Here is a 21,641-nt window from a genome sequence, read left to right on the forward strand (position 1 = left end):
GGTCCGTGCTTACCACACAAATCATTTTGGAATAGTCGGAATTATAAAGAGGCTTCACGGTAGCCTGCTTCCGGCTCTGCTGTCAAGCCGATGGCGGGAATGGGACAAGCTTTTCTAATTTGTCCGTCAGGTGTGCTATACTTGTGATGTTGCCTGCTATCGATTTCCGAAAGGATGGTTGCCATGTTTACAAGTTTATTGGTTGCTTACGACGGTTCCGAGCTGTCCCAAAGAGCCTTGGCCAAAGCGAAAGAGCTGGCGGGAGAGTCGAACGCCAAGCTTGAGGTCGTCCATGTGCTGCATCATCCCGTTGTCGTCATTGGCGAAGCGGTCGTATCTCCTCCGCGAAGCTATGAAGAAGAGTACATACAGCATGCGCAATCTCTCATCGACCAAGCGAACCGGGAAATCGCTGGGCTTCCGAACGCGAAAGCCAGCTTGCTGCAAGGCCAGCCCGCGGACTCCGTTCTGGATTATGCAGGGGAGATCGGGGCGGATCTCATCGTGATCGGAAGCCGAGGCTTGTCCGGCCTCAACGAATGGGTGCTCGGAAGCGTGAGCCATCATGTCGTGCAGCATGCCCGGATTCCCGTTCTTGTAATCAAATAGGCCTTTTGATATTAAAAAAGACGTGCGCCGGAACCGCAATCGCTTTGGCGATCGTTCCGCGTACGTCTTCTTTATGATGCGCAGCTATTCTTCCTGATACAGGTCGGTCGACAAGTACCGCTCGCCCGAATCCGGCAGCAGCACGACGATCGTTTTCCCCTCGTTCTCGGGCCGGATCGCCAGCTCCGTAGCGGCGAAGGCTGCAGCGCCCGACGACATGCCGACCAGCAGTCCTTCCTGCTGCCCCAGCAGTCTGGAGGTGCGGTAAGCGTCGTCCGTGCGCACTTTGACGATCTCGTCGACAATGGACCGGTCGAACACTTCCGGCACGAAGCCCGCGCCCAGTCCCTGAATGCGATTAGGTCCCGGCTTGCCGCCGGACAGCACGGGCGAATCGTACGGCTCCACCGCAACGATGCGTACGGCCGGATTGTGGCGCTTCAGCACTTCGCCGACGCCCGTCACCGTTCCGCCGGTCCCGACTCCTGCGACAAAAATATTGACTTTGCCGTCCGTGTCCGCCCATATTTCCTCAGCTGTTGTTTTCCGGTGGATCGCCGGATTGGCCGGGTTATTAAACTGCTGGGGGATGAACGAATGCGGCGTTTCCGCCGCCAGCTCGTCCGCTTTGCGGATCGCGCCTAGCATCCCTTCGCCGCCCGGCGTCAATACGACTTCGGCGCCGAGCGCCTTCAGCAGATTGATCCGTTCCCGGCTCATCGTATCCGGCATGGTCAGGATCAGCTTATAGCCCCGGGCCGCCGCTACGGAAGCGAGGGCAATGCCGGTATTGCCGCTTGTCGGCTCGATGATGACGGACTCCTGCGGGCGAATGAGCCCCCGCTCTTCCGCGTCGATGATCATGGCGTAGCCGATCCGGTCCTTGACACTCCCGGCCGGGTTAAAAAATTCCAGTTTGGCCAGCAGGGTCGCTTTTAATTCTTGTTTTTTATGATAATTGGACAATTCCAGCAAAGGGGTATTCCCGATCAGATCCGTTAAGTTTTTCGCGATACGGCTCATCTGTATTCCTCCATTCATTCCGATTAACCCTATTCTTTTAATTACAATATACCATGATACTGCAACAATGATCGCGAGGTCAAACAACACCCGGACGGCCAAGGCTGCTGCGGCATACAAAACGGTTGAACGATAGGTTCAAGCTATGATTATGATACGAATAATTGAATTGAACGATAGATTTGGCGGGCTTATACTGGACTCCGTAAGTATATCATCCAGAGAGAAAGAAAGGGAATCTTCATGATCGATCATCAGCGTACGCCGCTGTTTTCCGCCTTGCTGGAGCATGCGCAAAGACAGCCGCACCAATTTCATATCCCCGGGCACAAAAAAGGGGAGGGGATGGAAAGCGGCTTTAAATCGTTTATCGGCGACAACGCCTTGTCCATCGATCTGATCAATATTGCGCCGCTGGACGATTTGCACCAGCCGACGGGCGTCATCGGGGAGGCGCAGCGATTAGCGGCGCTTGCCTTCGGGGCGGATTATACGCTGTTCTCGGTACAGGGCACGAGCGGCGCCATTATGACCATGATTATGACCGTCTGCGGTCCGGGGGACAAAATCATCGTTCCGCGCAATCTGCATAAATCGATTTTGTCCGCCATCATCTTTTCCGGGGCCAAGCCGGTATTCGTGTCCCCGGAGCGGGACAAGAAGCTTGGGATCGACCACGGGATTTCCGTCCGCTCGGTGAAAAAAGCGATTGAGATGCATCCGGACGTCAAAGCGGTGCTTGTGATCAATCCGACCTATTTCGGCGTCTGCACGAATCTGCAGGCGATGGTCGAGACGGCCCACCGCTACCGCATTCCGGTGCTGGTGGACGAAGCGCACGGGGCGCTGCTCCATTTTCACGACAAGCTGCCCATGTCGGCGATGCAGGCGGGAGCCGATATGGCGGCGACCAGCATGCACAAGCTCGGCGGCTCGCTGACGCAGAGCTCCCTGCTGCATGTGCGGGAAGGGCTCGTCTCGGTCAAGCGGGCGCAGACGCTGTTCAGCATGCTGACCACGACGTCGACCTCGTACATCCTGCTCGCATCGCTTGATGCCGCCCGCAAAAATCTCGCCACACGCGGGAGGGAAATGGCCGAACGGACCATTCGGCTGGCCCAGGAGGCCCGGCGGAAAATTAACGAGATTCCCGGGCTGTTCTGCTTCGGCGAGGAGATTTTGTGGACGGAGACGGCATACGATTTCGACCCGACCAAGCTGACGATCCATGTACGGGGGCTCGGCATGACAGGGTACGAAGCGGAAAATCGGCTGCGGGATCGGCACAATCTGGAGGTGGAGCTAAGCGACCTGTACAACATCCTGTGCCTGATCACCCCGGCGGACACGGAGGAATCGATTGCCGTGCTGCTGCGGTCGCTGGAGGAGCTTGCCAGGGAACGGGGCAGCGGGAGCCAAGCGGCGGAGCGCGACATCCGTCTGCCGGATATTCCCCAGCTCTCGTTAACGCCGCGGGATGCGTTCTACGGGGATACGGAGAAGATTCCGTTTCGGGAATCGGCCGGCCGCATCATCGCGGAATCGATCTACGTGTACCCGCCGGGCATCCCGATTCTGCTTCCCGGGGAAGTGATCGGTGAGCGGCATATCGATTATATCGCCGACCATCTGGAGGTCGGGCTTCCGGTGAAGGGACCGGAGGATTTGACGCTGCGCGAGGTCAAGGTCATCGTCGAAGCGAACGCGATTTTTTAAAGGAAAAGGAGGGGAGCCGGATGAACGTTTCGGCCTTGCGCGAATGGTTTCCGATCTTGAAGCAGCAGGTGAACGGGTATCCGCTGACGTATTTGGACAGCGCGGCTTCGGCGCAGAAGCCGGTTCAAGTCATCGAAGCGCTGAAGCGCTTCTACGAATGGGACAACGCGAATGTGCATCGCGGGGTGCACACCCTTGGCTCGCGGGCGACCGAAGCGTACGAGGGGGCGCGCGCCAAGGTTGCGCGTTTTGTGAATGCCGCCTCGGAGGGGGAAATCGTCTTTACCCGCGGGACGACGGCGAGCATTAATCTGGTCGCCGCCGGTTACGCGAGGGCGATATGCAGGGAAGGGGACGAGATCGTCCTGACGCCGATGGAGCATCACGCCAACCTCATCCCATGGCAGCAGGCGGCCAAGGCGACAGGGGCGGCATTGAACTATATTCCGCTGCAGGAGGACGGCACCCTCTCGCTGGAGGACGTGGCGAGAACAGTGACTTCCCGGACGAAAATCGTCGCCGTCTCCCATATCTCCAACGTGCTCGGCGCCGTCAATCCGGTCAAAGGGATCGCCGAGATTGCGCGCCGGTGCGGGGCGAAGCTGCTCGTCGACGGAGCGCAGGCGGTCGCGCACGGGAAAGTGGACGTGCAGGAGATGGATTGTGACTTCTATGCGTTCTCCGGACATAAGATGTGCGGTCCGACCGGCATCGGCGTGCTGTACGGGAAAAGGGCGCTGCTGTCGGCGATGGAGCCGGTCGAATTCGGCGGCGAGATGATCGGCCATGTCGATCTGCGGGAAGCGACGTGGAAGGAGGCGCCGTGGAAGTTCGAAGCAGGCACGCCGATCATTGCCGGAGCGGTGGGCCTGGGCGCGGCGATCGACGTTTTGGAGCAAATCGGCATGGATGCGATCGAGAAGCACGATCTGGAGCTGACCGCTTATGCCGTCGCCCGGATGAAGCGAATCGAAGGCCTGACGATCTATGGCCCGACGGAGGGGCGCATCGGGATGGTGACCTTTAACCTGGACGGCATTCACCCTCACGACTTGGCGACGGCGCTGGATGCGTACGGGGTGGCCGTACGGGCGGGGCATCATTGCTGCCAGCCGCTGATGAGACGGCTCGGGGCGCAAGCGACCGCCCGAGCGAGCTTTTTTGCCTACAATACGGAAGAGGAAGTCGACCGGCTGGCGGAAGGGCTGTACCGGGCCAAGGCGTATTTTGCGGATTAGCGGCGAAGGCAAACGGTGGAATCCATGGGGAAGGAGTGGACAGTCGATGGACGACATATCGTCTAATTTGGCCGCGGTCGAACGCCGCATTCAGGCTGCTTGCCTTCGCGCGGGCCGGCGCCGGGAGGACGTCGGGATCATCGCCGTCACGAAATACGGCTCCGCCGATTTGACGGCGAAGATGCTGCAGCTCGGGATGACGCACATCGGCGAAAACCGCTGGCAGCACGCGCAGCCGAAATGGGAGGCGCTGGGAGGTCAAGGCATCTGGCATTTTATCGGCCATCTGCAAACGAACAAAGTGAAGGACGTCGTCGGCAAGTTCGCGTATATCCATTCGCTCGACCGGATGTCGCTGGCGACGGAAATTCAGCGAAAAGCGGACATTTTAGGCGAACCGGTCCGCTGCTTCATTCAAGTGAACGTGTCCGGGGAAGAGAGCAAATACGGCCTGCCGCCGGAGGAGCTTGTTCCGTTCGCGCGGCAGATGTCCAAGCTGGACGCCGTGCAAGTGGTCGGCTTGATGACGATGGCTCCGCTGGACCGGGATGCCGAAGCGGCCCGGCCCGTATTCCGCGGGCTGCGGCGGCTTCGCGACGAGCTGAACGAAGCGGGCGCGCTCGGGTACGAAGTCCGGCACTTGTCAATGGGCATGTCCAGCGATTTTGAAGTGGCGATTGAAGAAGGCGCTACCTGGCTCAGACTCGGCTCCGTCCTGTATAGGCAGGAAGACCAAGCCTGACGCAAAAACGGCAAAAGCGGCAACCCCGCAGGGCGGCATTGTCATGCCCTCGGAGGTTGCCGCTATTATTTTTCAGCCGGTGGCCGGGTTATCCCAAATGAAGCTCCTTCATCTTGTTGTACAGGGTACCCCGGGAAATGCCCAGCAGCTTGGCTGCGGCGCTCTTGTTGCCGAGCGTCTTGGCCAAGGCGTCTTCGATTAACGATTTTTCCTCTTCCTCGGTATTCCGCGTTTTCAATATTCGCAGCTGCTGGTCAGGCTGCTCCGCTTTGGGCTTGTCCAAGTGCGGCTGCTCCTTTTGCAAATGCGGAGGGAGATTGGTCATCGTAATGCGTTCGTTTTCGCTGAGAATCAGGCATCGCTCCACGACGCTCATCAGCTCGTTAATATTCCCCGGCCAATCATAATTGGAGAACGCGAGCATGACCTCGGGATCGAGCTGCGGAACCGGCTTTTGATACTGCAGCGCGAATTGTCTGACGAACGTTTGAACAAGCGAAGGGATGTCTTCCTTTCGCTCGCGAAGCGCGGGCAGCGCGATGGAAATGACGTTCAGCGCGTAATATAAATCGGACCGGAACAGCTGCTTTTCAACCATCTTCTGGAGATCCTGATCGGTTGCCGCGATGATGCGGGCATGCACCGGAATGGGCACGGTCCCGCCCGTCCGGACGACCGTTTGCGTCTGAATATACTGCGACAGCTTCGCTTGAATGTCGAGCGGCAGCCGGTCGATCTCGTTCAGGAACAGCGTGCCTTGATCGGCCAATTCCAATTTACCGGCGCTGCCGGTCGGATTTCCCGAGAAGGCGCCCCCCTGAAAGCCGAAAAGCTCCGTTTCCAGCAATCCGGTCGGAACGGAACCGCAATGCAGCGTCATGAACGGCTTGTCGGCCCGCGGGCTGGCTTGATGGATCACCTGGGCAAGCTGTTCCTTGCCGACACCGGCTTCCCCAATGACCAGCAAAGGATTTTCGGCCCCGGCCACTTTTCGCGCCAGCCGGATCGCATTGCCGATCAGCTCGCCTTTGCCCTTGATGAAGGAAAAGGGGTCCTCCTGGCTCGTCTGCTCGTCAAAGCGTGCCATATGGGTCGAAGAAAGCTCGTCGTTCAGACGGACCAATTGGGTGATGTCCTGCTCCGTGGCAATCCCGCCGATAATATGGCCGTTATAATCCACAACGGGAGAAGCGTTAACGAGCACGTGATTGCCGGGACGCGGGCGGTGATACGTATTCCGGATCATCCTGCCCTCGTCCAGCATCCGGAGCACCATAAGCGCTTCCGGCTGGAAATGCTCGCCGATGCGTCTTCCCAAAATATCTTTCTTGGCGATGCCGTACGTCTCTTCGGCGACGGTATTCCAGCAGATCACCGTACCGGTTTGGTCGACGACCGTGACCGCATCGGTTACCGTTTCGGCCAGCGTGAAGAAGTAGGAGGCAAGCCGCTGCTGTTCTTTATAAACGAATGCTAACAGCTCGGCCATATAACTGTAGCCGACCACGGTGCCGTCCGCTTCCCGGAAAACGACAGGCCGCTGGGTCGCGGCAGGCAGCCGCATGAAGCATTCATAGTTCCCGGCGGCGGCTTCCGAATAGGGGAGAACGGATGACAGCAAATTCGGGCTGCCGGGCAATTCGTCGAGCGTTTTGTCGGGCCCGTGCTCGAAAAGCCAAAGGTCCCCGGATGTAAACAAGTAAGCGCCGTTATCCTTCAGGATGCAGACAGCGGCGTTCTGATGCAAGTGTGTCGAAATTTCGCCGATTGTCGAACGAAGAGGAAGCATATGCAGTTGTCGATGAATAGGTAATTGTTCAGCATTGAACATAGGCAGCCTCGCAAGAGTTTTATCGTTAAGCTGAGAAGATTCCCTCTTCGATAAGGGAGAGATGAATCAGCATCTCTTGTGTATACATGAGAACATATGTGCTATAATTGTCATGAAATCACCAAAGGAGGTAGATGCTCGCATCTTGCAAGAAGGACTGCGTTTGTTGGCGAAGGCCAACTGAACTGCGGGAACCGCAGGGATCGCTTGCTCAAGAAGAGAAGGATGCTTCTCTGTTCGCAAGAATCCCCCACCTCAGCGCCATTAGCGCAGGTGGTGGGAGTGTTCAAAATTAAATTTAACATGAAAAAGAACGGGTTACAACTGAATGCAAGCGGCCGTTTGGATTATTTTTCATGCAACATATGTTCATTTTTGAACATAAAAGCAAGCATCGAAACTTTTTTTGTCAAAAGTATGTACAAAATGAAAACGCGTGTGTATAATCGGCTGTGTAAGCAAATTTGACACTGAAAAGGGGAGGAAATAACACTTTTTGTGGAACGATGTCTTTTCATAAAGAAAAGGTCAAGTTTTGGTAAAGTCTCGCATCTTCAACGCATCGGCTCAAGCTCCTCATGCCGTCCGAAAGACGACGGTGACCCAACAAGATTAGTTAAACGTCCATTCATCAGATTCGAAACTCCATGCGCGTAATAAATTATTACACTCCGTCTGTTGAACAACCTGCTATCAAATCAACTATCTATTCACGCTTATTGCCCATTGTTGCTTTATCCGCTTCGTTCGCGGCGCGAATTGCTGCGAAACAGCCACGATCGACCTAACGAAGAACACGATAGATAAAAAGAGAAACGTATTCGTTACAGTTGGTTTGTGAAAGCGGTTGCTTCATAAAGATGAAATCTCGGGAGGTCGTTTAGAACGATGAAAAAGCAAACTTCGATTGGAATTGCAACCGTTATCTTGGGAATGTTAGCGCTTACGGCATGTGGAGGGAATTCCGACGGAGCGAATTCTGCAGCAGGTTCGACGGATGGGGCGGCCTCGGGCAAGGAAATTAAAATCGGGATGATGTTCGCGTTAAGCGGCAACGAGGCCAAAATGGGTCAGGACATGAAGCAGGCGGCGGAGTTGGCGGCCAACGAGATCAACGCCGCCGGCGGGATTAACGGCAGCAAGATCAAGCTTGTCGCCCAAGACGACGCTTGCGATCCGCAGACGGCTACGGCTGCCGCCAACAAGCTCGTATCCGAAGGCGTAACCGCCGTCGTCGGCGGGTACTGCTCCGGCGCGGCGATCCCGGCCACCGGCGTATTCCATCAAAACGGTATCCCGACGGTTATTACAGCGGCCAACTCGCAAAAAATCGCCGATCAGAAATTTCCGGAAATTTTCATGATCAACGGCACCGGGGTGCACCAGGCGCAAATGGCGACGGAGTATATGGTCAACCAAAAACAAGCGAAAAAAATTGCGATTATTCACGATAACTCCGCTTTCGCCAAAGACTTGGCGGAAGTGACGAAGAAGCAGGTGGAGAGCGCGGGCGCGAAAGTCGTCGTATTCGACGCCGTGAACCCGGACGAAACAGACTTCTCCTCGCTGGTTTCCAAGCTGAAGCAAGCGCAGCCGGACGCGACGTACTGGACGGCGTACTACAAGGGCGGAGGCCTGTTCATTAAGCAGTTCAAGCAGCAAGGCGTTTCCGGCATCATCGGAGTCGGCGACGGAGCAAACGACAAGATGCTGATCGACATTGCCGGTAAAGATGCGGCTGAAGGCACGTTCATCACCAACAGTCCGACGGCGGAATTCCTGCCGGACGCCAAGAAGTTCCTCGATGATTATAAAGGCAAGTTCTCCCAGGAGCCGGGTCCGTACTCTGCTCTGCAATACGACGGAATCAAGGTGATAGCCGATGCCATCAAGCGCGCCGGCTCTACCGACAAGAAGGCGATTACCGAAGCCCTGGCCAAAACCGATGTAAAAACGCTCACCGGACAAGTTTCCTTTACCCCGCAAGGCACGTTGACGAAGTCCAACTTTGTCGTACTGCAAGTCAAAGAAGGCACATTTGCTCCTTCGAAGTAAGCCTGAACCTTGAAACTTGAACGCGCGGCATGTGAAGATCGTGCCGCGTATCTTTTCGAAAAGGAGCGGTCCGATGGAATTTCATCTTACCACCGACATTTTTGTGCAGCAGTTGATTAACGCTTTGATCGTAGGTTCCTTTTATGCCTTGATTGCGCTCGGTTATTCGATGGTATACGGCATCATCAAGCTGCTCAATTTTGCGCATGGCGATTTGTTCATGGTCGGCGCTTTTGTCGGCTACACGGTATTGGCCAAGCTGACCGGTACAGGAGAAAGCTTGCTGGGGATGGGACTGGCTTTTCTCATCGCGATGGTCGTCACCGGATTTTTAGGGATGGGAATCGAACGGATCGCCTACAGGCCGCTGCTGAAGGCTCCCCGTTTATCGATATTGATTACCGCAGTAGGCATGTCGCTGGTGCTTGAAAATACGATTATGGCGGCATATGGCGCCAAGCCCTACATTATGCCCGTGACGCTGCCGACGACAGGCTTCTCGCTCCTCGGTGCCAAAATTACGTATGCCCAGATCGGAATCATCGCCGTTTCGGCGCTCCTGATGATCGCTTTGCAGCTGTTCGTCCACCGGACGATTTACGGCAAGGCGATGCGAGCGATTGCGATCGATCAGACGGCCAGCAGTCTGGTCGGCATCAACGTGACGAAAGTGATTTCGTTGACGTTCTTCGTCGGTTCTTTTCTGGCTGCGGCCGCCGGCATGATGAATGCAAGCTATTACGGCAGCCTTACGTTTACGATGGGCTTTATTTTTGGCATGAAGGCTTTTACGGCCGCCGTCATCGGCGGAATCGGCAACATTCGCGGGGCGATGCTCGGCGGCTTGATGCTGGGCGTGCTGGAGACGGTCGGCACGTACCAATTCGGCGGCGAATGGAAGGATGTCTTTGCATTCTTCATTCTTATCGCTCTGCTGGTGGTCAAACCGACGGGCATTTTGGGCCAAAAAGTGACGGAAAGGATGTAAAGGTATGGAAAATGCGACGAAGCAAACCGTTGTTTTAAACCGTCCGAAAATCAATGCCAAATCGTCGGCGCTCGCGGCGCTGATGGTGCTGGCCGCGTTTTTCCCTTTCTTCGCCGGGCCTTATTGGCTGGACGTCGGCTTTCTTGCCGTGTTCTATATCGTTCTCGGGCTCGGACTGAATGTCGTGGTCGGCTACGCCGGGCTGCTCGACCTGGGGTATTCCGCGTTTTTCGCGGTCGGCGCCTATACGACGGGCATTTTCATGACGCAGTTTCATATGAATTTTTTTCTGGCCCTTGCGCTTAGCGGAATATTCGCCGCCGTGGCCGGACTTATTATCGGGGCGCCGACCCTCCGGCTCCGCAGCGACTATCTGGCGATCGTCACGCTGGGCTTCGGCGAGATTGTCAAAATATCGGCCAAAAATCTCGAATTTACCGGCGGAGCGTCCGGAATTTACGGTATCCTGAGCCCGTTTCCCGCTCCGACGACCTTCATGGGCATTACGATCAACAACCTGACGTACTGCTATTGGGCTATACTGATTTTGGCGGTCATTGCAATCGTGGCTTCCAAGCGGCTCGGGCAATCGAGAATCGGGCGCTCCTGGGCTTACATCCGGGAGGATGAGGACGCGGCGGAGGCGATGGGCATTAACCGGGTGCGCAGCAAGCTGGCCGCTTATTCGGTAGGAGCCTTTTTCGGCGGCCTGGCCGGCGCGGTATTTGCGGTCAAAATGACAGCGATAGCGCCCGAAAGCTTCAACTTCATGCAGTCGGTCATGATTTTGCTGGCCGTGATTCTTGGCGGTCTGGGGCGGATTTCCGGCGTCGTGATCGGCGCGATCATCGTCATCGTTCTTCCCGAGTCGCTTCGGGATTTGAATAAGCTCATTCATTTGGATGTGGATATCGACCGCTACCGTTTCCTTGTCTTCGGGGTTGCGCTGGTGATCCTGATGATTTTCCGCCCGCAAGGACTTGTTCCCGAGAGCCGGGGTAAAGAATAAGCAATCCGAGGTGAGATTAAATGGCGAACATGCGAATTTCCAATCTGCATCTCCAATTCGGCGGATTGACGGCCGTGAACAATCTGAGCTTTGACATTCCGGACAATGCCGTGATGAGCGTCATCGGGCCGAACGGGGCTGGGAAAACATCCTTATTCAATATGATTACGGGCTTTTATCGGCCGACGCGCGGCGAAATTTTATTCGACGGCGTGAATATCGTCGGGAAGAAGCCGAGCCGTATTACGTCGATGGGCATGGCCCGCACCTTTCAGAACCTGCGCGTATTTCCGAACCTGACTGTGCTTGAGAACGTGATGGCGGGCATGCATTCCAGAACGAAGCAAGGGCTGTTGGGAGCGCTGCTGCGCACGCCCGGTCACCGCAAGGAGGAAGCCTGGATTCGGCAGGTGGCGGAGGAGTGTATCCGTTTTGTCGGGATCGAAGCGTACACCGACCGGCTTGCCAAGAACCTGCCATACGGCGCCCAGCGTTATCTGGAAATTGCGCGTGCCTTGGCGATTCAGCCGAAAATCCTTTTTCTGGACGAGCCGGCGGCGGGCTTCAACTTTAGCGAAAAGCAGGATCTGATCGGTCTGATCGGTCGAATTCGCGAGACTTACCGCATTCCCGTCGTCCTGATCGAGCACGATATGGGACTGATCAACAAAGTGTCCGATCACATCATGGTGCTGAATTACGGGCAAAAACTGGCGGAAGGTACGCCGCAGGACGTGCTGAACGATCCCCGGGTGATCGAAGCGTATCTGGGCAAAGAAGAGGAGGATGAGGCGGTATGAGCACCATTCTCGATGTGAAACGCATAGAAACCTTTTACGGCAAAATTCAGGCGGTCCGCGGCGTTGATTTTACGGTGAAGCAAGGTGAAATCGTCGCGCTGCTCGGGGCCAACGGCGCCGGCAAAAGCACGATTCTGAAAACGATATCCGGGCTGATCCGCCCGGCTCAAGGCAGCATCGCGTTTATGGGCGAGGATATGACGAAAAAAGAGCCGCATACGATCGTGGAAATGGGCGTCGTGCATGTGCCTGAGGGGCGGAGGGTGTTCGGCGGCCTCACGGTGACGGAAAACCTGGAGCTCGGCTTTTTCATCAAAAAAAGCGACAAGGCGAGGCTGGCGCAAAATCTGAACATGGTCTTTCAAATGTTCCCCCGGCTGGCCGAGCGCCGCAAGCAAATGGCGGGAACGTTAAGCGGCGGGGAGCAGCAGATGCTGGCCATCGGCCGGGCGCTCATGTCGGAGCCCAAGCTATTGATGCTCGACGAGCCTTCGATGGGGCTTGCCCCGATCATCGTCATCGACATTATGAAGATCATCAAACAGATCAACCGGCAGCGGGGCACGACGATTTTGCTGGTCGAGCAGAATGCGAAGGCGGCGCTCAAATTGGCGCATCGCGGCTACGTGCTGGAAACCGGCTCCATTACGATGGAAGACAGCGCCGCCAACCTGCTTGCGGACGACAACGTGGTCAAGGCTTATCTTGGTGTCCATTGATGGCTCGTCCTCTAGAGGAACGGTTGTCCCAACCGGCCGTGACGACGAAGCGCGGCAGCCTGCCCGTATCGCCGTATGCCTTGCTGTTTGTCGGGGTATTCTCCGTTGCGTTATCTTCCATCTTTATTAAATGGTCGTCGGCCCCTGCCTCGATCATGGGCATGTACCGGCTTTTGTTCACAATTGTGCTGCTGCTTCCGTTCAGGCCGTGGAAGCAAACGGGAGGCGACCGGTTTTCCTGGAGCGTCAAGGGCGGCTTGCTGCTGGTGCTGTCCGGTTTGTTTCTGGGTCTGCACTTCCTTTTCTGGATGGAGTCGCTAAAGCATACTTCCGTTGCCAGCTCCATGATCTTGTTGACGCTGCAGCCTGTTTTTATTATGATCGGTTCGTTTTTCCTGTTTAAAGAGCGGACCTCCGTTCAAGGCGTCGCCAGCTTGATCGTCGCCTTGGTCGGGTCGGTGCTGATCGGCTGGGGAGATATCGGCTTCTCCGGGCAAGCTCTTTACGGCGATCTGCTGTCGATTGCGGGAGCGCTCAGCTATTCGCTCTATTTGATGGCGGGGCAAAAGCTGATGAAAGAAATCCCGTCCATGCTGTACAGTCTGTTTGTTTTTGTCATTGCCGCCTTGCTGCTGTTTATGTTCAATGTGTTCAATCGTTATACACTTACGGATTATACGCCGACGGACTGGGGTATCTTTGTGCTGTTGGCGCTGATCCCTACCGTGATGGGGCAAATGCTGTTCAATTGGCTGTTAGCCTACGTGAACGCGACGACGGTGTCCATGGCGGTCATCGGCGAACCGGTATTGGCAATCATTTTGGCGTATCTGTTATTGAACGAACAGCCTACCTGGCTTCAGGCGGCCGGCGGGCTTTTAACCATGCTCGGCGTAGGGATTTATTTTCGAATTAAGCCTAAAAGTGTTCAAAAATAGACAAGTTAATTAAAAATAAACAAAATTATTGTTAAATGTGTGTACAATTTTGTCTTTTGGTTGTATAGTGTAAATACAGATAACGCTTTCATACGACAACAATGGATGGTTTTAGAAGGAGGATTCGGTGTCCATGGAAGTGCTCATGCGGAATATGTTTCAAGCGATAGGAAAGAACCGCTCCGCAAATCAATTGGCGAAAAGATATGGATTGCGCTTCGGCGCGGCCCGTTTCGTCGCAGGCGAAACAATCGGGCAGTCGATTGAAGTGGTTCGCAAGCTGAATCAGTCCGGTCGGGTCGTCACGTTGGACCATTTGGGCGAATTTATTTCCACCGAGGCCGAGGCCATGGAATCGACCGAAATGTGTCTGCGCACGTTGGATGCGATTGCGGAATCGGGCGTTCAGTCCAATCTTTCCCTGAAGATGACGTCGCTTGGGTTGGATATCGACAAAGAGCTGTGCATGAGCAACATGCGCAAAATTTTGGACAGAGCCCGGGAATACGGCAATTTCGTGCGCATCGATATGGAGGATTACGCCCACTGCCAAGTGTCGCTCGATATTTACCGCGAGCTTCGTCAGACCTACGACAACGTCGGTATCGTGATTCAGGCGTACTTGTTCCGCACGGAGCAGGATATCAAAGATTTGAACGAGCTCCGGGCGAATCTGCGCTTGGTGAAGGGAGCCTATAAGGAGTCTCCGAAGGTGGCCTTTCCGGAAAAGAAAGATGTCGACGAGAATTACAAGAAGATCATCAAGATGCACCTGCTGAACGGGAACTATACCGCGGTTGCCAGCCATGATGAGAACATGATCACGTTTACCAAGCAGCTTGTCAAAGAGCACGGCATCCCGAACGACCGCTTCGAGTTCCAGATGCTTTACGGGATTTGTGAAGAACTGCAAAACCGTTTGGTCGCAGAAGGCTACAAGGTGCGCGTCTACGTGCCGTACGGCATCGATTGGTTCGGTTACTTCATGCGGCGGTTGGCGGAACGTCCGGCGAATGTCTGGTTTGTCCTGAAAAATATGTTTAAATAAACCATTCCTATCCTTGAAAGGGGACTTATCCATGAATATGTTGACAAAAGTAAGCCCGTTTGTAAACGAGCCGTTTACGGATTTCAGCAAGGAAGAGAACAAGAAGGCAATGGAAGCCGCACTTGCCAAGGTCAAGGCCGAGCTTGGCCGGGATTATCCGCTGCATATCGGCAGCAAAAAAGTGATGACTGAAGCGCGCATCGTATCGATTAACCCGGGAGACAAGGATCAAGTGATCGGCCGCGTCAGTAAAGCCGACCAGGCTTTGGCCGAAGAGGCGATGCAGGTTGCTTTGCAGGCGTTCGAATCGTGGAAGCGGGTGCCTGCTGCGGAGCGCGCGGACTATTTGTTTAAAGCGGCGGAGCTGATGCGTCAGCGCAAGCACGAGTTTTCCGCGCTGATGATTCTGGAATCCGGCAAAAACTATGCGGAAGCCGATGCCGATACTGCGGAAGCGATCGACTTCATCGAGTTTTATGCCCGGGAAATGCTGCGCCTGAGCCGTATCAACGAAACCCAGCCTTTGACGAAAATCGCGGGCGAGACGAACAACCTGACGTACATTCCGCTTGGCGTCGGCGTTGTGATTCCTCCGTGGAACTTCCCGCTGGCGATTTGCGTAGGCATGACGACGGCCGCCGTCGTATCTGGCAACACCGTTCTGCTCAAGCCTGCGTCCACGACGCCGGTCATTGCTCATAAATTCGTGGCATTGATGGAAGAAGTGGGACTGCCTGCCGGGGTCATTAACTATATTCCGGGCAGCGGCGCGGAAGTCGGGGATTACTTGACGACGCATCCGAAAACGCGCTTCGTCAGCTTCACCGGCTCCAAGGAAATCGGGCTGCGCATCAACCGCTTGGCGGCGGAGACGGCTCCGGGGCAAATCTGGATCAAGCGCGTCGTTGCGGAGATGGGCGGAAAAGACGGGATTGTCGTCGACGAAACGGCCGATCTTCAAGCGGCGGCCCAAGCGATTGTCGCTTCGGCTTTCGGCTTCCAAGGCCAGAAATGCTCGGCCGGCTCGCGCGCGTTTATCGTCGAGTCCGTGTACGACGAAGTGGTCGAGAAGGTCGTCGAATTGACGAAAGCCCTGCAAATCGGGCTGCCGGAAACCAATGCGCCGGTCGGGCCGGTCATCGATCAAGGCTCCTACGATAAAATTTTGAACTACATCGAGATCGGCAAGACGGAAGGCAAGCTGCTTGCCGGAGGCAGCAAAGCGCATGGCAACGGCTACTATATCGAGCCGACGGTATTTGCCGACGTGGATGGCAAAGCGCGGATCATGCAAGAGGAAATTTTCGGACCGGTGCTCGCCATCGGCAAAGCGAAGGATTGGAAAGAAGCGATTGCGATGTACAACGATACCGAATTCGGTTTGACGGGCGCCTTCTTCTCCTCGGATGAAGAGCGGATCGAGGAAGCGCTGGAGACGGTGCACTGCGGCAATCTGTACATCAACCGCAAATGTACCGGCGCCTTGGTCGGCGTGCATCCGTTCGGCGGGTTCAACATGTCTGGCACGGACTCCAAAGCGGGCGGCTACGATTATTTGCTGTTGTTTACGCAAGCCAAATTAACCTCCCGGAAAAACTAATCGCCTGCCGACGAATGTAAAAGTGCAGGATGTATATCGCATTGCGCGGCAAACGAAGCCCGGTACCTTTGAGGTACCGGGCTGAGCTTTTTTAGAAAGTGGTCAAACGGGATTATAGAGGTAATGAAGGGGTGGGGTATCCACTTCCGACCACTCTTGTCTTCGGGAAATTTTGATTAGAAGCCGCTTAGCAGCGGACATTTCCCGAAGACAAAGGCGGCCGCTATCGCTTCTCCAGTGGATACCCCACCTACGTATGCTTCTCTATTTCGGTCAAAATCACGCTATTTTTCCCCTCTTACTTGAAACCGGCTCTTGCCGCGTTTTTGCTTTGCCGAATGCCCCAGAGTGTAAACAAAATGCCGACCACCGTCACGAGAGAGGCGGCGTATGGAACGGTGGGAAGCCCTCCGCCAAGCTGCGTGTCGATGACCACGCCCCCCAGATAAGCGCCCAAGGCATTGCCGAGGTTAAAGGCCGCGATGTTCAGCGTAGAAGCCAGAGTAGGCGCCTCTTTCGCCGTATTCAGCATATGAAGCTGCAGCCCCGGAACGGTCCCGAATGCGGCTACGCCAAAAACAAATACCGTGATCAACGTCAAGATCTTAACATGATCCGTCAGCCCCAACAGGACGAGAACGGCTGCGAGCAGGACGAGAATCCCGGTAAGCGAGGGCAGCAGATTCCGGTCCGCCAATTTTCCCCCATAAATATTGCCTATGGTAATCCCGAGGCCGAACAAACCAAGAATGTAAGATACCGACCCCGGCGAGAACCCGGTAATGTCCACCAAAATGGGCGTAATGTAAGTGAAGGCCGTAAACACGCCTCCGAAGCCAAACACCGTCATCAGCAGCGCCACATGAACCGCAGGCCGGCGCAGCACGCCAAGCTCTTGCCTCAGGCTCGACGGGGCCGCCTTCACCTTGGGCACCAGCACAATGACGCCAAGCAGCGCCACGAAGCCGATCGCGGTAATGGCCCAGAACGGCGCTCGCCAGCCGTACGTTTGACCCAGGAACGTCCCGATCGGGACACCCAGAATGTTCGCCAAGGTCAGTCCGGTGAACATGATGGCGATCGCACCGGCGCGCTTTTCCTTGGGAACCAGCTCGGCTGCGACAACGGAGCCGACACCGAAAAAGGAGCCGTGCGTCAGCGCCGCCACAATGCGGGCTAGCATCAAAACCGCGTAATTCGGCGCAAGCGCGGCGAGCGCGTTCCCGGCGATAAAGATGGCCATAAGCAGGAGCAGAAGCGCTTTGCGCTGCATCTTGTGCGTAGCCATCGTAATGAACGGAGCGCCCAGGGCCACTCCGAGGGCGTAGCCGGTAATGAGCAGGCCGGCCGACGGAATCGAGACTTGAAGGTCCGCCGCCACCTCCGGCAGCAGCCCCATGATGACGAATTCCGTCATTCCGATGGCAAATGCACCCACCGTTAATGCGTATAAAGCCATGGTCGAGCTTTTGCTCGATGCCGCTCTCGATGGATTAGTTAAACTATGCGATCTCAAGAAAAGTCCCTCCCTATAAGTAAGGAAGGTGATTTTGCACGTGTCGGCCTTCCTCCCGGTTGAAATCGATAGTCTACATTGTAAATCCGAATCAGGCATAAAACAAATTATGAAATTGTACTTCATTCATAAATTTATTTATAGATCGCTTTCACGGATAAGCTGCATTAGCTCCTGAATTTGGGGCAGATGCTTATGCTTCATGTTATAGGCGAAAAACAGCTCGTTTTTTACGGTTAAATCCCCGTAGATCACTTTGGTTCGCTCGTTTATCGATTTTTCCAGCATATACGTAGGCATCATGCTTAAGCCTTCGCCGATTTCGATCGTCTTCAAAATGATATGCAAATTGGGAATGACGTGGGTCGGTTTAATCAGCGGACGTTTTTTAAAATGCTCTCTCCAAAACCTTCGGATAATCGGCAGCTCCAAGCCGTAGCTGATCCAATTTTGGGCGGCAAGCCACTGTTCTCTCAGCTTCAGATTATCCGTTTCAGGCACTTCCAGCCGGGCAGGGGCGACAACGACAAATTGTTCGTCGTACAGCTTCACATACTCGATTCCCGGGGTCACATGCTTTTTGGAAGTAATGACGATATCCACCTTATCTTCCTTCAACAGTTCCAGCAATGGATCGGCCGTTCCGAAAGTGGAGATAGTGCACGTTTTGAATCGAGGCAGCAGAGGGATGACTTTTTCCATATAAAACTCATGCGCCGACCCGATTCGGATCGTTCGAAGACTGGGCAGGGAAGCGGATTTGAACGCCATCGTCGTTTCCTCCAGCGATTCGATCAGAGGCGCCAGTTGCGGTAACCAATATTAAGCCGGATGGCTAAGAGATGGCGAATGCTTAATGACTGACAAAAAATAAAATTTGTCATTTGTCACTGAAGTTTGCTATTCTAATGGCAAGGAGGGTCGTGTTTTCATGGAAAAATCCTCGGACGTGTTAACAAAGGAACAAATCATTGCGGCAACGGAAGAAACGATCAGACGATACGGGATGGCGAAAACCTCGGTAACGGACGTGGCGAAAGCGTTAGACGTCAGTCACGGCAGCATTTACCGCCATTTCAAAAGCAAGACGGAGCTGTTCGAAGCGGCGACGGAACAATGGCTGGAGGAGAAGATCATCGCGCCGCTTGCGGACGTGTGTCGCGACTCTTCTTTGCACGGAGTCGGACATGTACACGCGTATATTCAGACGCTCGTCCGGCTAAAGCGGCACTATGCCCGTGAAGACGAAGCGTTGTTTGCCATGTATGCCAAGGTATCGGATGAATCCGCCGAACTCATCTCCAAGCACATTGGCTGTATTGTCGGGCATCTGACGGATATCATGCTCCGCGGCGGTCTGAAGTCCGACCATCCCGAACGGTCGGCCCGCGCCGTCTTTTACGCTACGGCGCGGTTTCATCATCCGGCCCACGCTTACGAATGGAAAAGCCCGGCGATCGACGCCGAGTTTTCGGATGTGTGGGCTCTGATCGAGCAAGGCCTCAAAACCAACGACTAAGAAAGAAGGGAAGCACGTATGAAACCATTGGAAGGTAAAGTAGCCATCGTTACCGGATCGTCGCGGGGAATCGGCCGCGTCATTGCCGAGCGCTTGGCCGGATTGGGGGCCAAGGTAGCGATCAATTATGCCGGGAGCCCGGAGAAGGCAGCGGAAGTAGTGGTGGGCATCGTTCAAAATGGCGGTCAAGCGACCGCCATTCGCGCCGATCTCGGCAAGGTGAGCGATATCGAACAATTGTTTGCCCAAACGATCGCCGAATTCGGGAAGGTGGATATTCTGATCAACAACGCCGGACTGATGCTCAACAAACCGCTTTCGGATGTGACGGAGAGCGATTTTGAGCAGCAGTTCGCCGTGAATGTCAAAGGCACCTTTTTTGCATGCCAGCAAGCGATGAAGCATATGGAAAACAACGGCCGAATCGTGAACTTCTCGACTTCAATCGTCGGGCAGATGTTTCCGACGTACAGCGTCTATGCGGGCACGAAAGGGGCGGTCGAACAATTCACCCGTCAGCTTGCGAAGGAGTTCGGCACCAAACAAATTACGATTAATGCGGTAGCTCCCGGCCCTGTGAATACGGAGCTTTTTACGGCAGGTAAAACCGAAGAGCAGATCGAGGGCATGAAAAAGCTCAATGCGTTCGGCCGTATAGGGGAACCCGAAGACATCGCAGATGCCGTCGAGCTGCTGGTCAGCGACAAGTCCCAATGGATCACCGGCCAGACGCTGCGCGTCAACGGCGGTTTTATTTAACCCGTTCAAAAAATTTATGCGCACCGATCGTATTGCGTCCCTCGGCTGAATACGAATAGTAGTAACATGCTTCGCAAAGGAGAAGACCATGATTACATATGTCGTTCAGCGAGGGGATTCCCTCTATTTGATCGCTCGAAGATTCGGGACGACGTACCAGGCGATCATGATTTTAAACGGATTGACGTCAACGGCTTTGCAGGTCGGACAAAGGCTGCGTATTCCCGTCTATACGGAGGCCATCGTTAACGTCAACACGGTGAACATCCGCAAGTATCCGGGAACGACCTCGCCGCTCATCGACCAGATGGACCGGGGAGCCAGACTGCCGGTGACAGGTATCGAAGGCGACTGGGTGCAGGTGCAGCTGTACGACGGACGGATCGGCTGGGTGCTCCGAGACCTGGTCAGGGTCGTTCCCCACGGCGGGGAACGTCCGGTGCAGCAGGTGCTGGGCTTTTACACGGAAAGGGAAGGACCGACGCTTCCCAGCTCGCATCAAGTGTTTGTGGAGCATACTGCGCAGCTGTCTGCCGTGGGCATGTTTCATTTCCGCATCAACCGGGCCAGTCCGACGGAAATCGAGAAATTTCCGGCAACGTTTACCGACGTCTACATGCGGCAGGTCGTGGATTACGGGCATCGCCATAATGTGAAAATGATGCCGACGGTACATAATTTGCTGTACGAAAGAGGGCATCAGGAGGTCAACAAAGAAGTCATTCACGGGATGCTGGCGACACCGGATACGCGGAGGGCGTTCATCTCGAACGTGATCGCACTGATCCAGCGTTATAACTTCGACGGGGTCAACATTGACTTCGAGGATGTCCGTTACGATGACAGGGAGCGCCTTTCGGCCTTCTACCGGGAACTCGGCAAAACTTTGCACGATCACGGGTATTTTTATTCCGTCGATACGCCTTCGCGCACCTCGGACGAACCGACGAACCCGTTCTCGGCGCCGTTCAACTATTCCGTACTGGGCCAGGTAGTTAACGAGCTCGTGTTAATGCTGTACAACGAGCATGGCTGGCCGGGAAGCGGTCCGGGGCCCGTCGTCTCGATCGGCTGGATGGAAAGCGTGGTCAAATATGCGCTGACCAAAATGCCCGCCTCCAAAATTACGGCCGCCGTGTCGGTATTCGGCTTCGATTTTAACTTGACGACCGGGCGCAACACGTATGCGACCTATGCCATGGCGATGAATTTAGCGAGAAAATATAACAAAGAAGTCATCTTCGACGAGAAAACGCAGACGCCGATGTTCGCTTATACGGATGAGTCCGGCAATAAGCACGAGGTTTGGTTTGAAAATGCGGCCAGCATCCGGTCGAAAATGCAGCTGGCCCATCGTCTGGACATCCGGGGTCTCGCTTTATGGAGACTCGGCATGGAGGATCCCGGTATCTGGACGATGCTGGAGAACGAATTCGTTATTCGCAAGAGCGCGACATAACCACGTCGGAAGCTTAAAAACAAAAACAAACCCGCCCTCGGGTCCGGACGGACCGCAGCAAGGCGGGTTTTG

General features: G+C 55.1%; 19 protein-coding genes. 15 read left to right on the plus strand and 4 right to left on the minus strand.

Annotated features, from left to right (window positions below; all coding sequences use genetic code 11):
- Window positions 1–183 precede the first annotated feature (183 nt).
- The gene (locus QMG93_RS17565) at window positions 184–609 is read left to right on the plus strand and encodes a universal stress protein (RefSeq protein WP_281938643.1); all 426 of its coding nucleotides are present in this window, start codon (window positions 184–186) and stop codon (window positions 607–609) included.
- A gap of 84 nt (window positions 610–693) precedes the next feature.
- On the opposite strand, the gene cysK is transcribed toward QMG93_RS17565, so the two are convergent.
- Window positions 694–1,632, minus strand: a complete 939-nt coding sequence (cysK, locus tag QMG93_RS17570) for a cysteine synthase A (RefSeq protein WP_281938645.1) — start codon at window positions 1,630–1,632, stop codon at window positions 694–696.
- A gap of 246 nt (window positions 1,633–1,878) precedes the next feature.
- On the opposite strand from cysK, the gene QMG93_RS17575 reads away from it, so the two are divergent.
- From QMG93_RS17575 to QMG93_RS17585, 3 genes are read left to right on the plus strand one after another with little or no spacing between them, the layout of a single operon-like run.
- On the plus strand, window positions 1,879–3,348 hold the full coding sequence (locus QMG93_RS17575; protein ID WP_281938837.1) for an aminotransferase class I/II-fold pyridoxal phosphate-dependent enzyme: 1,470 nt from the start codon (window positions 1,879–1,881) through the stop codon (window positions 3,346–3,348).
- 20 nt (window positions 3,349–3,368) lie between these two features.
- Complete coding sequence (locus QMG93_RS17580) at window positions 3,369–4,586, plus strand: cysteine desulfurase (RefSeq protein WP_281938647.1); 1,218 nt, start codon at window positions 3,369–3,371, stop codon at window positions 4,584–4,586.
- Between the two features lie 46 nt (window positions 4,587–4,632).
- Complete coding sequence (locus QMG93_RS17585) at window positions 4,633–5,328, plus strand: YggS family pyridoxal phosphate-dependent enzyme (RefSeq protein ID WP_281938648.1); 696 nt, start codon at window positions 4,633–4,635, stop codon at window positions 5,326–5,328.
- Window positions 5,329–5,416: 88 nt separating this feature from the next.
- Here the strand turns inward: QMG93_RS17585 and QMG93_RS17590 are convergent, their stop codons facing one another.
- Window positions 5,417–7,159 carry a sigma-54 interaction domain-containing protein gene (locus QMG93_RS17590; RefSeq protein WP_281938650.1) on the minus strand — a complete coding sequence of 581 codons (1,743 nt, stop codon included), beginning with the start codon at window positions 7,157–7,159 and terminating at the stop codon, window positions 5,417–5,419.
- 888 nt (window positions 7,160–8,047) lie between these two features.
- Between QMG93_RS17590 and QMG93_RS17595 the strand changes: the two genes are divergently transcribed.
- The 8 genes from QMG93_RS17595 (at window position 8,048) to pruA (ending at window position 16,316) form a co-directional block, all read left to right on the plus strand.
- On the plus strand, window positions 8,048–9,214 hold the full coding sequence (locus QMG93_RS17595) for a branched-chain amino acid ABC transporter substrate-binding protein (RefSeq protein WP_281938652.1): 1,167 nt from the start codon (window positions 8,048–8,050) through the stop codon (window positions 9,212–9,214).
- 73 nt (window positions 9,215–9,287) lie between these two features.
- Window positions 9,288–10,202, plus strand: coding sequence for a branched-chain amino acid ABC transporter permease (locus tag QMG93_RS17600; protein WP_281938654.1), 915 nt, complete (start codon window positions 9,288–9,290; stop codon window positions 10,200–10,202).
- Window positions 10,203–10,206: 4 nt separating this feature from the next.
- On the plus strand, window positions 10,207–11,211 hold the full coding sequence (locus QMG93_RS17605; protein WP_281938656.1) for a branched-chain amino acid ABC transporter permease: 1,005 nt from the start codon (window positions 10,207–10,209) through the stop codon (window positions 11,209–11,211).
- A gap of 20 nt (window positions 11,212–11,231) precedes the next feature.
- The gene (locus QMG93_RS17610) at window positions 11,232–12,011 is read left to right on the plus strand and encodes an ABC transporter ATP-binding protein (protein ID WP_281938658.1); all 780 of its coding nucleotides are present in this window, start codon (window positions 11,232–11,234) and stop codon (window positions 12,009–12,011) included.
- Complete coding sequence (locus tag QMG93_RS17615; RefSeq protein ID WP_281938659.1) at window positions 12,008–12,730, plus strand: ABC transporter ATP-binding protein; 723 nt, start codon at window positions 12,008–12,010, stop codon at window positions 12,728–12,730. Before QMG93_RS17610 ends, QMG93_RS17615 begins: the two co-directional genes overlap by 4 nt.
- Window positions 12,730–13,668, plus strand: a complete 939-nt coding sequence (locus QMG93_RS17620) for a DMT family transporter (protein ID WP_281938661.1) — start codon at window positions 12,730–12,732, stop codon at window positions 13,666–13,668. The genes QMG93_RS17615 and QMG93_RS17620 overlap by 1 nt, the downstream gene beginning before the upstream one ends.
- Before the next feature lie 133 nt (window positions 13,669–13,801).
- Window positions 13,802–14,716, plus strand: a complete 915-nt coding sequence (locus tag QMG93_RS17625) for a proline dehydrogenase (protein WP_281938663.1) — start codon at window positions 13,802–13,804, stop codon at window positions 14,714–14,716.
- A gap of 31 nt (window positions 14,717–14,747) precedes the next feature.
- A complete protein-coding gene (gene pruA / locus QMG93_RS17630) occupies window positions 14,748–16,316 on the plus strand; it encodes an L-glutamate gamma-semialdehyde dehydrogenase (RefSeq protein ID WP_281938666.1) in 1,569 nt (522 codons plus the stop codon).
- Between the two features lie 298 nt (window positions 16,317–16,614).
- On the opposite strand, the gene QMG93_RS17635 is transcribed toward pruA, so the two are convergent.
- Both QMG93_RS17635 and QMG93_RS17640 read right to left on the minus strand, forming a co-directional pair.
- The gene (locus tag QMG93_RS17635; RefSeq protein ID WP_281938839.1) at window positions 16,615–17,775 is read right to left on the minus strand and encodes an MFS transporter; all 1,161 of its coding nucleotides are present in this window, start codon (window positions 17,773–17,775) and stop codon (window positions 16,615–16,617) included.
- 195 nt (window positions 17,776–17,970) lie between these two features.
- Window positions 17,971–18,603, minus strand: coding sequence for a substrate-binding domain-containing protein (locus QMG93_RS17640; RefSeq protein ID WP_281938668.1), 633 nt, complete (start codon window positions 18,601–18,603; stop codon window positions 17,971–17,973).
- Window positions 18,604–18,763: 160 nt separating this feature from the next.
- Here QMG93_RS17640 and QMG93_RS17645 point away from each other — a divergent pair, with 160 nt between their 5' ends.
- The 3 genes from QMG93_RS17645 to QMG93_RS17655 all read left to right on the plus strand — a co-directional run bounded on the left by QMG93_RS17645 (window position 18,764) and on the right by QMG93_RS17655 (window position 21,569).
- Window positions 18,764–19,351 carry a TetR/AcrR family transcriptional regulator gene (locus QMG93_RS17645; protein WP_281938670.1) on the plus strand — a complete coding sequence of 196 codons (588 nt, stop codon included), beginning with the start codon at window positions 18,764–18,766 and terminating at the stop codon, window positions 19,349–19,351.
- 18 nt (window positions 19,352–19,369) lie between these two features.
- Window positions 19,370–20,110, plus strand: coding sequence for an SDR family oxidoreductase (locus QMG93_RS17650; protein ID WP_281938672.1), 741 nt, complete (start codon window positions 19,370–19,372; stop codon window positions 20,108–20,110).
- A gap of 88 nt (window positions 20,111–20,198) precedes the next feature.
- Window positions 20,199–21,569, plus strand: coding sequence for a glycosyl hydrolase family 18 protein (locus QMG93_RS17655; RefSeq protein WP_281938674.1), 1,371 nt, complete (start codon window positions 20,199–20,201; stop codon window positions 21,567–21,569).
- Window positions 21,570–21,641 lie beyond the last annotated feature (72 nt).

This window comes from Paenibacillus tyrphae, from assembly GCF_027925525.1.
Classification (GTDB): Bacteria; Bacillota; Bacilli; order Paenibacillales; family NBRC-103111; genus Paenibacillus_G; species Paenibacillus_G tyrfis_B.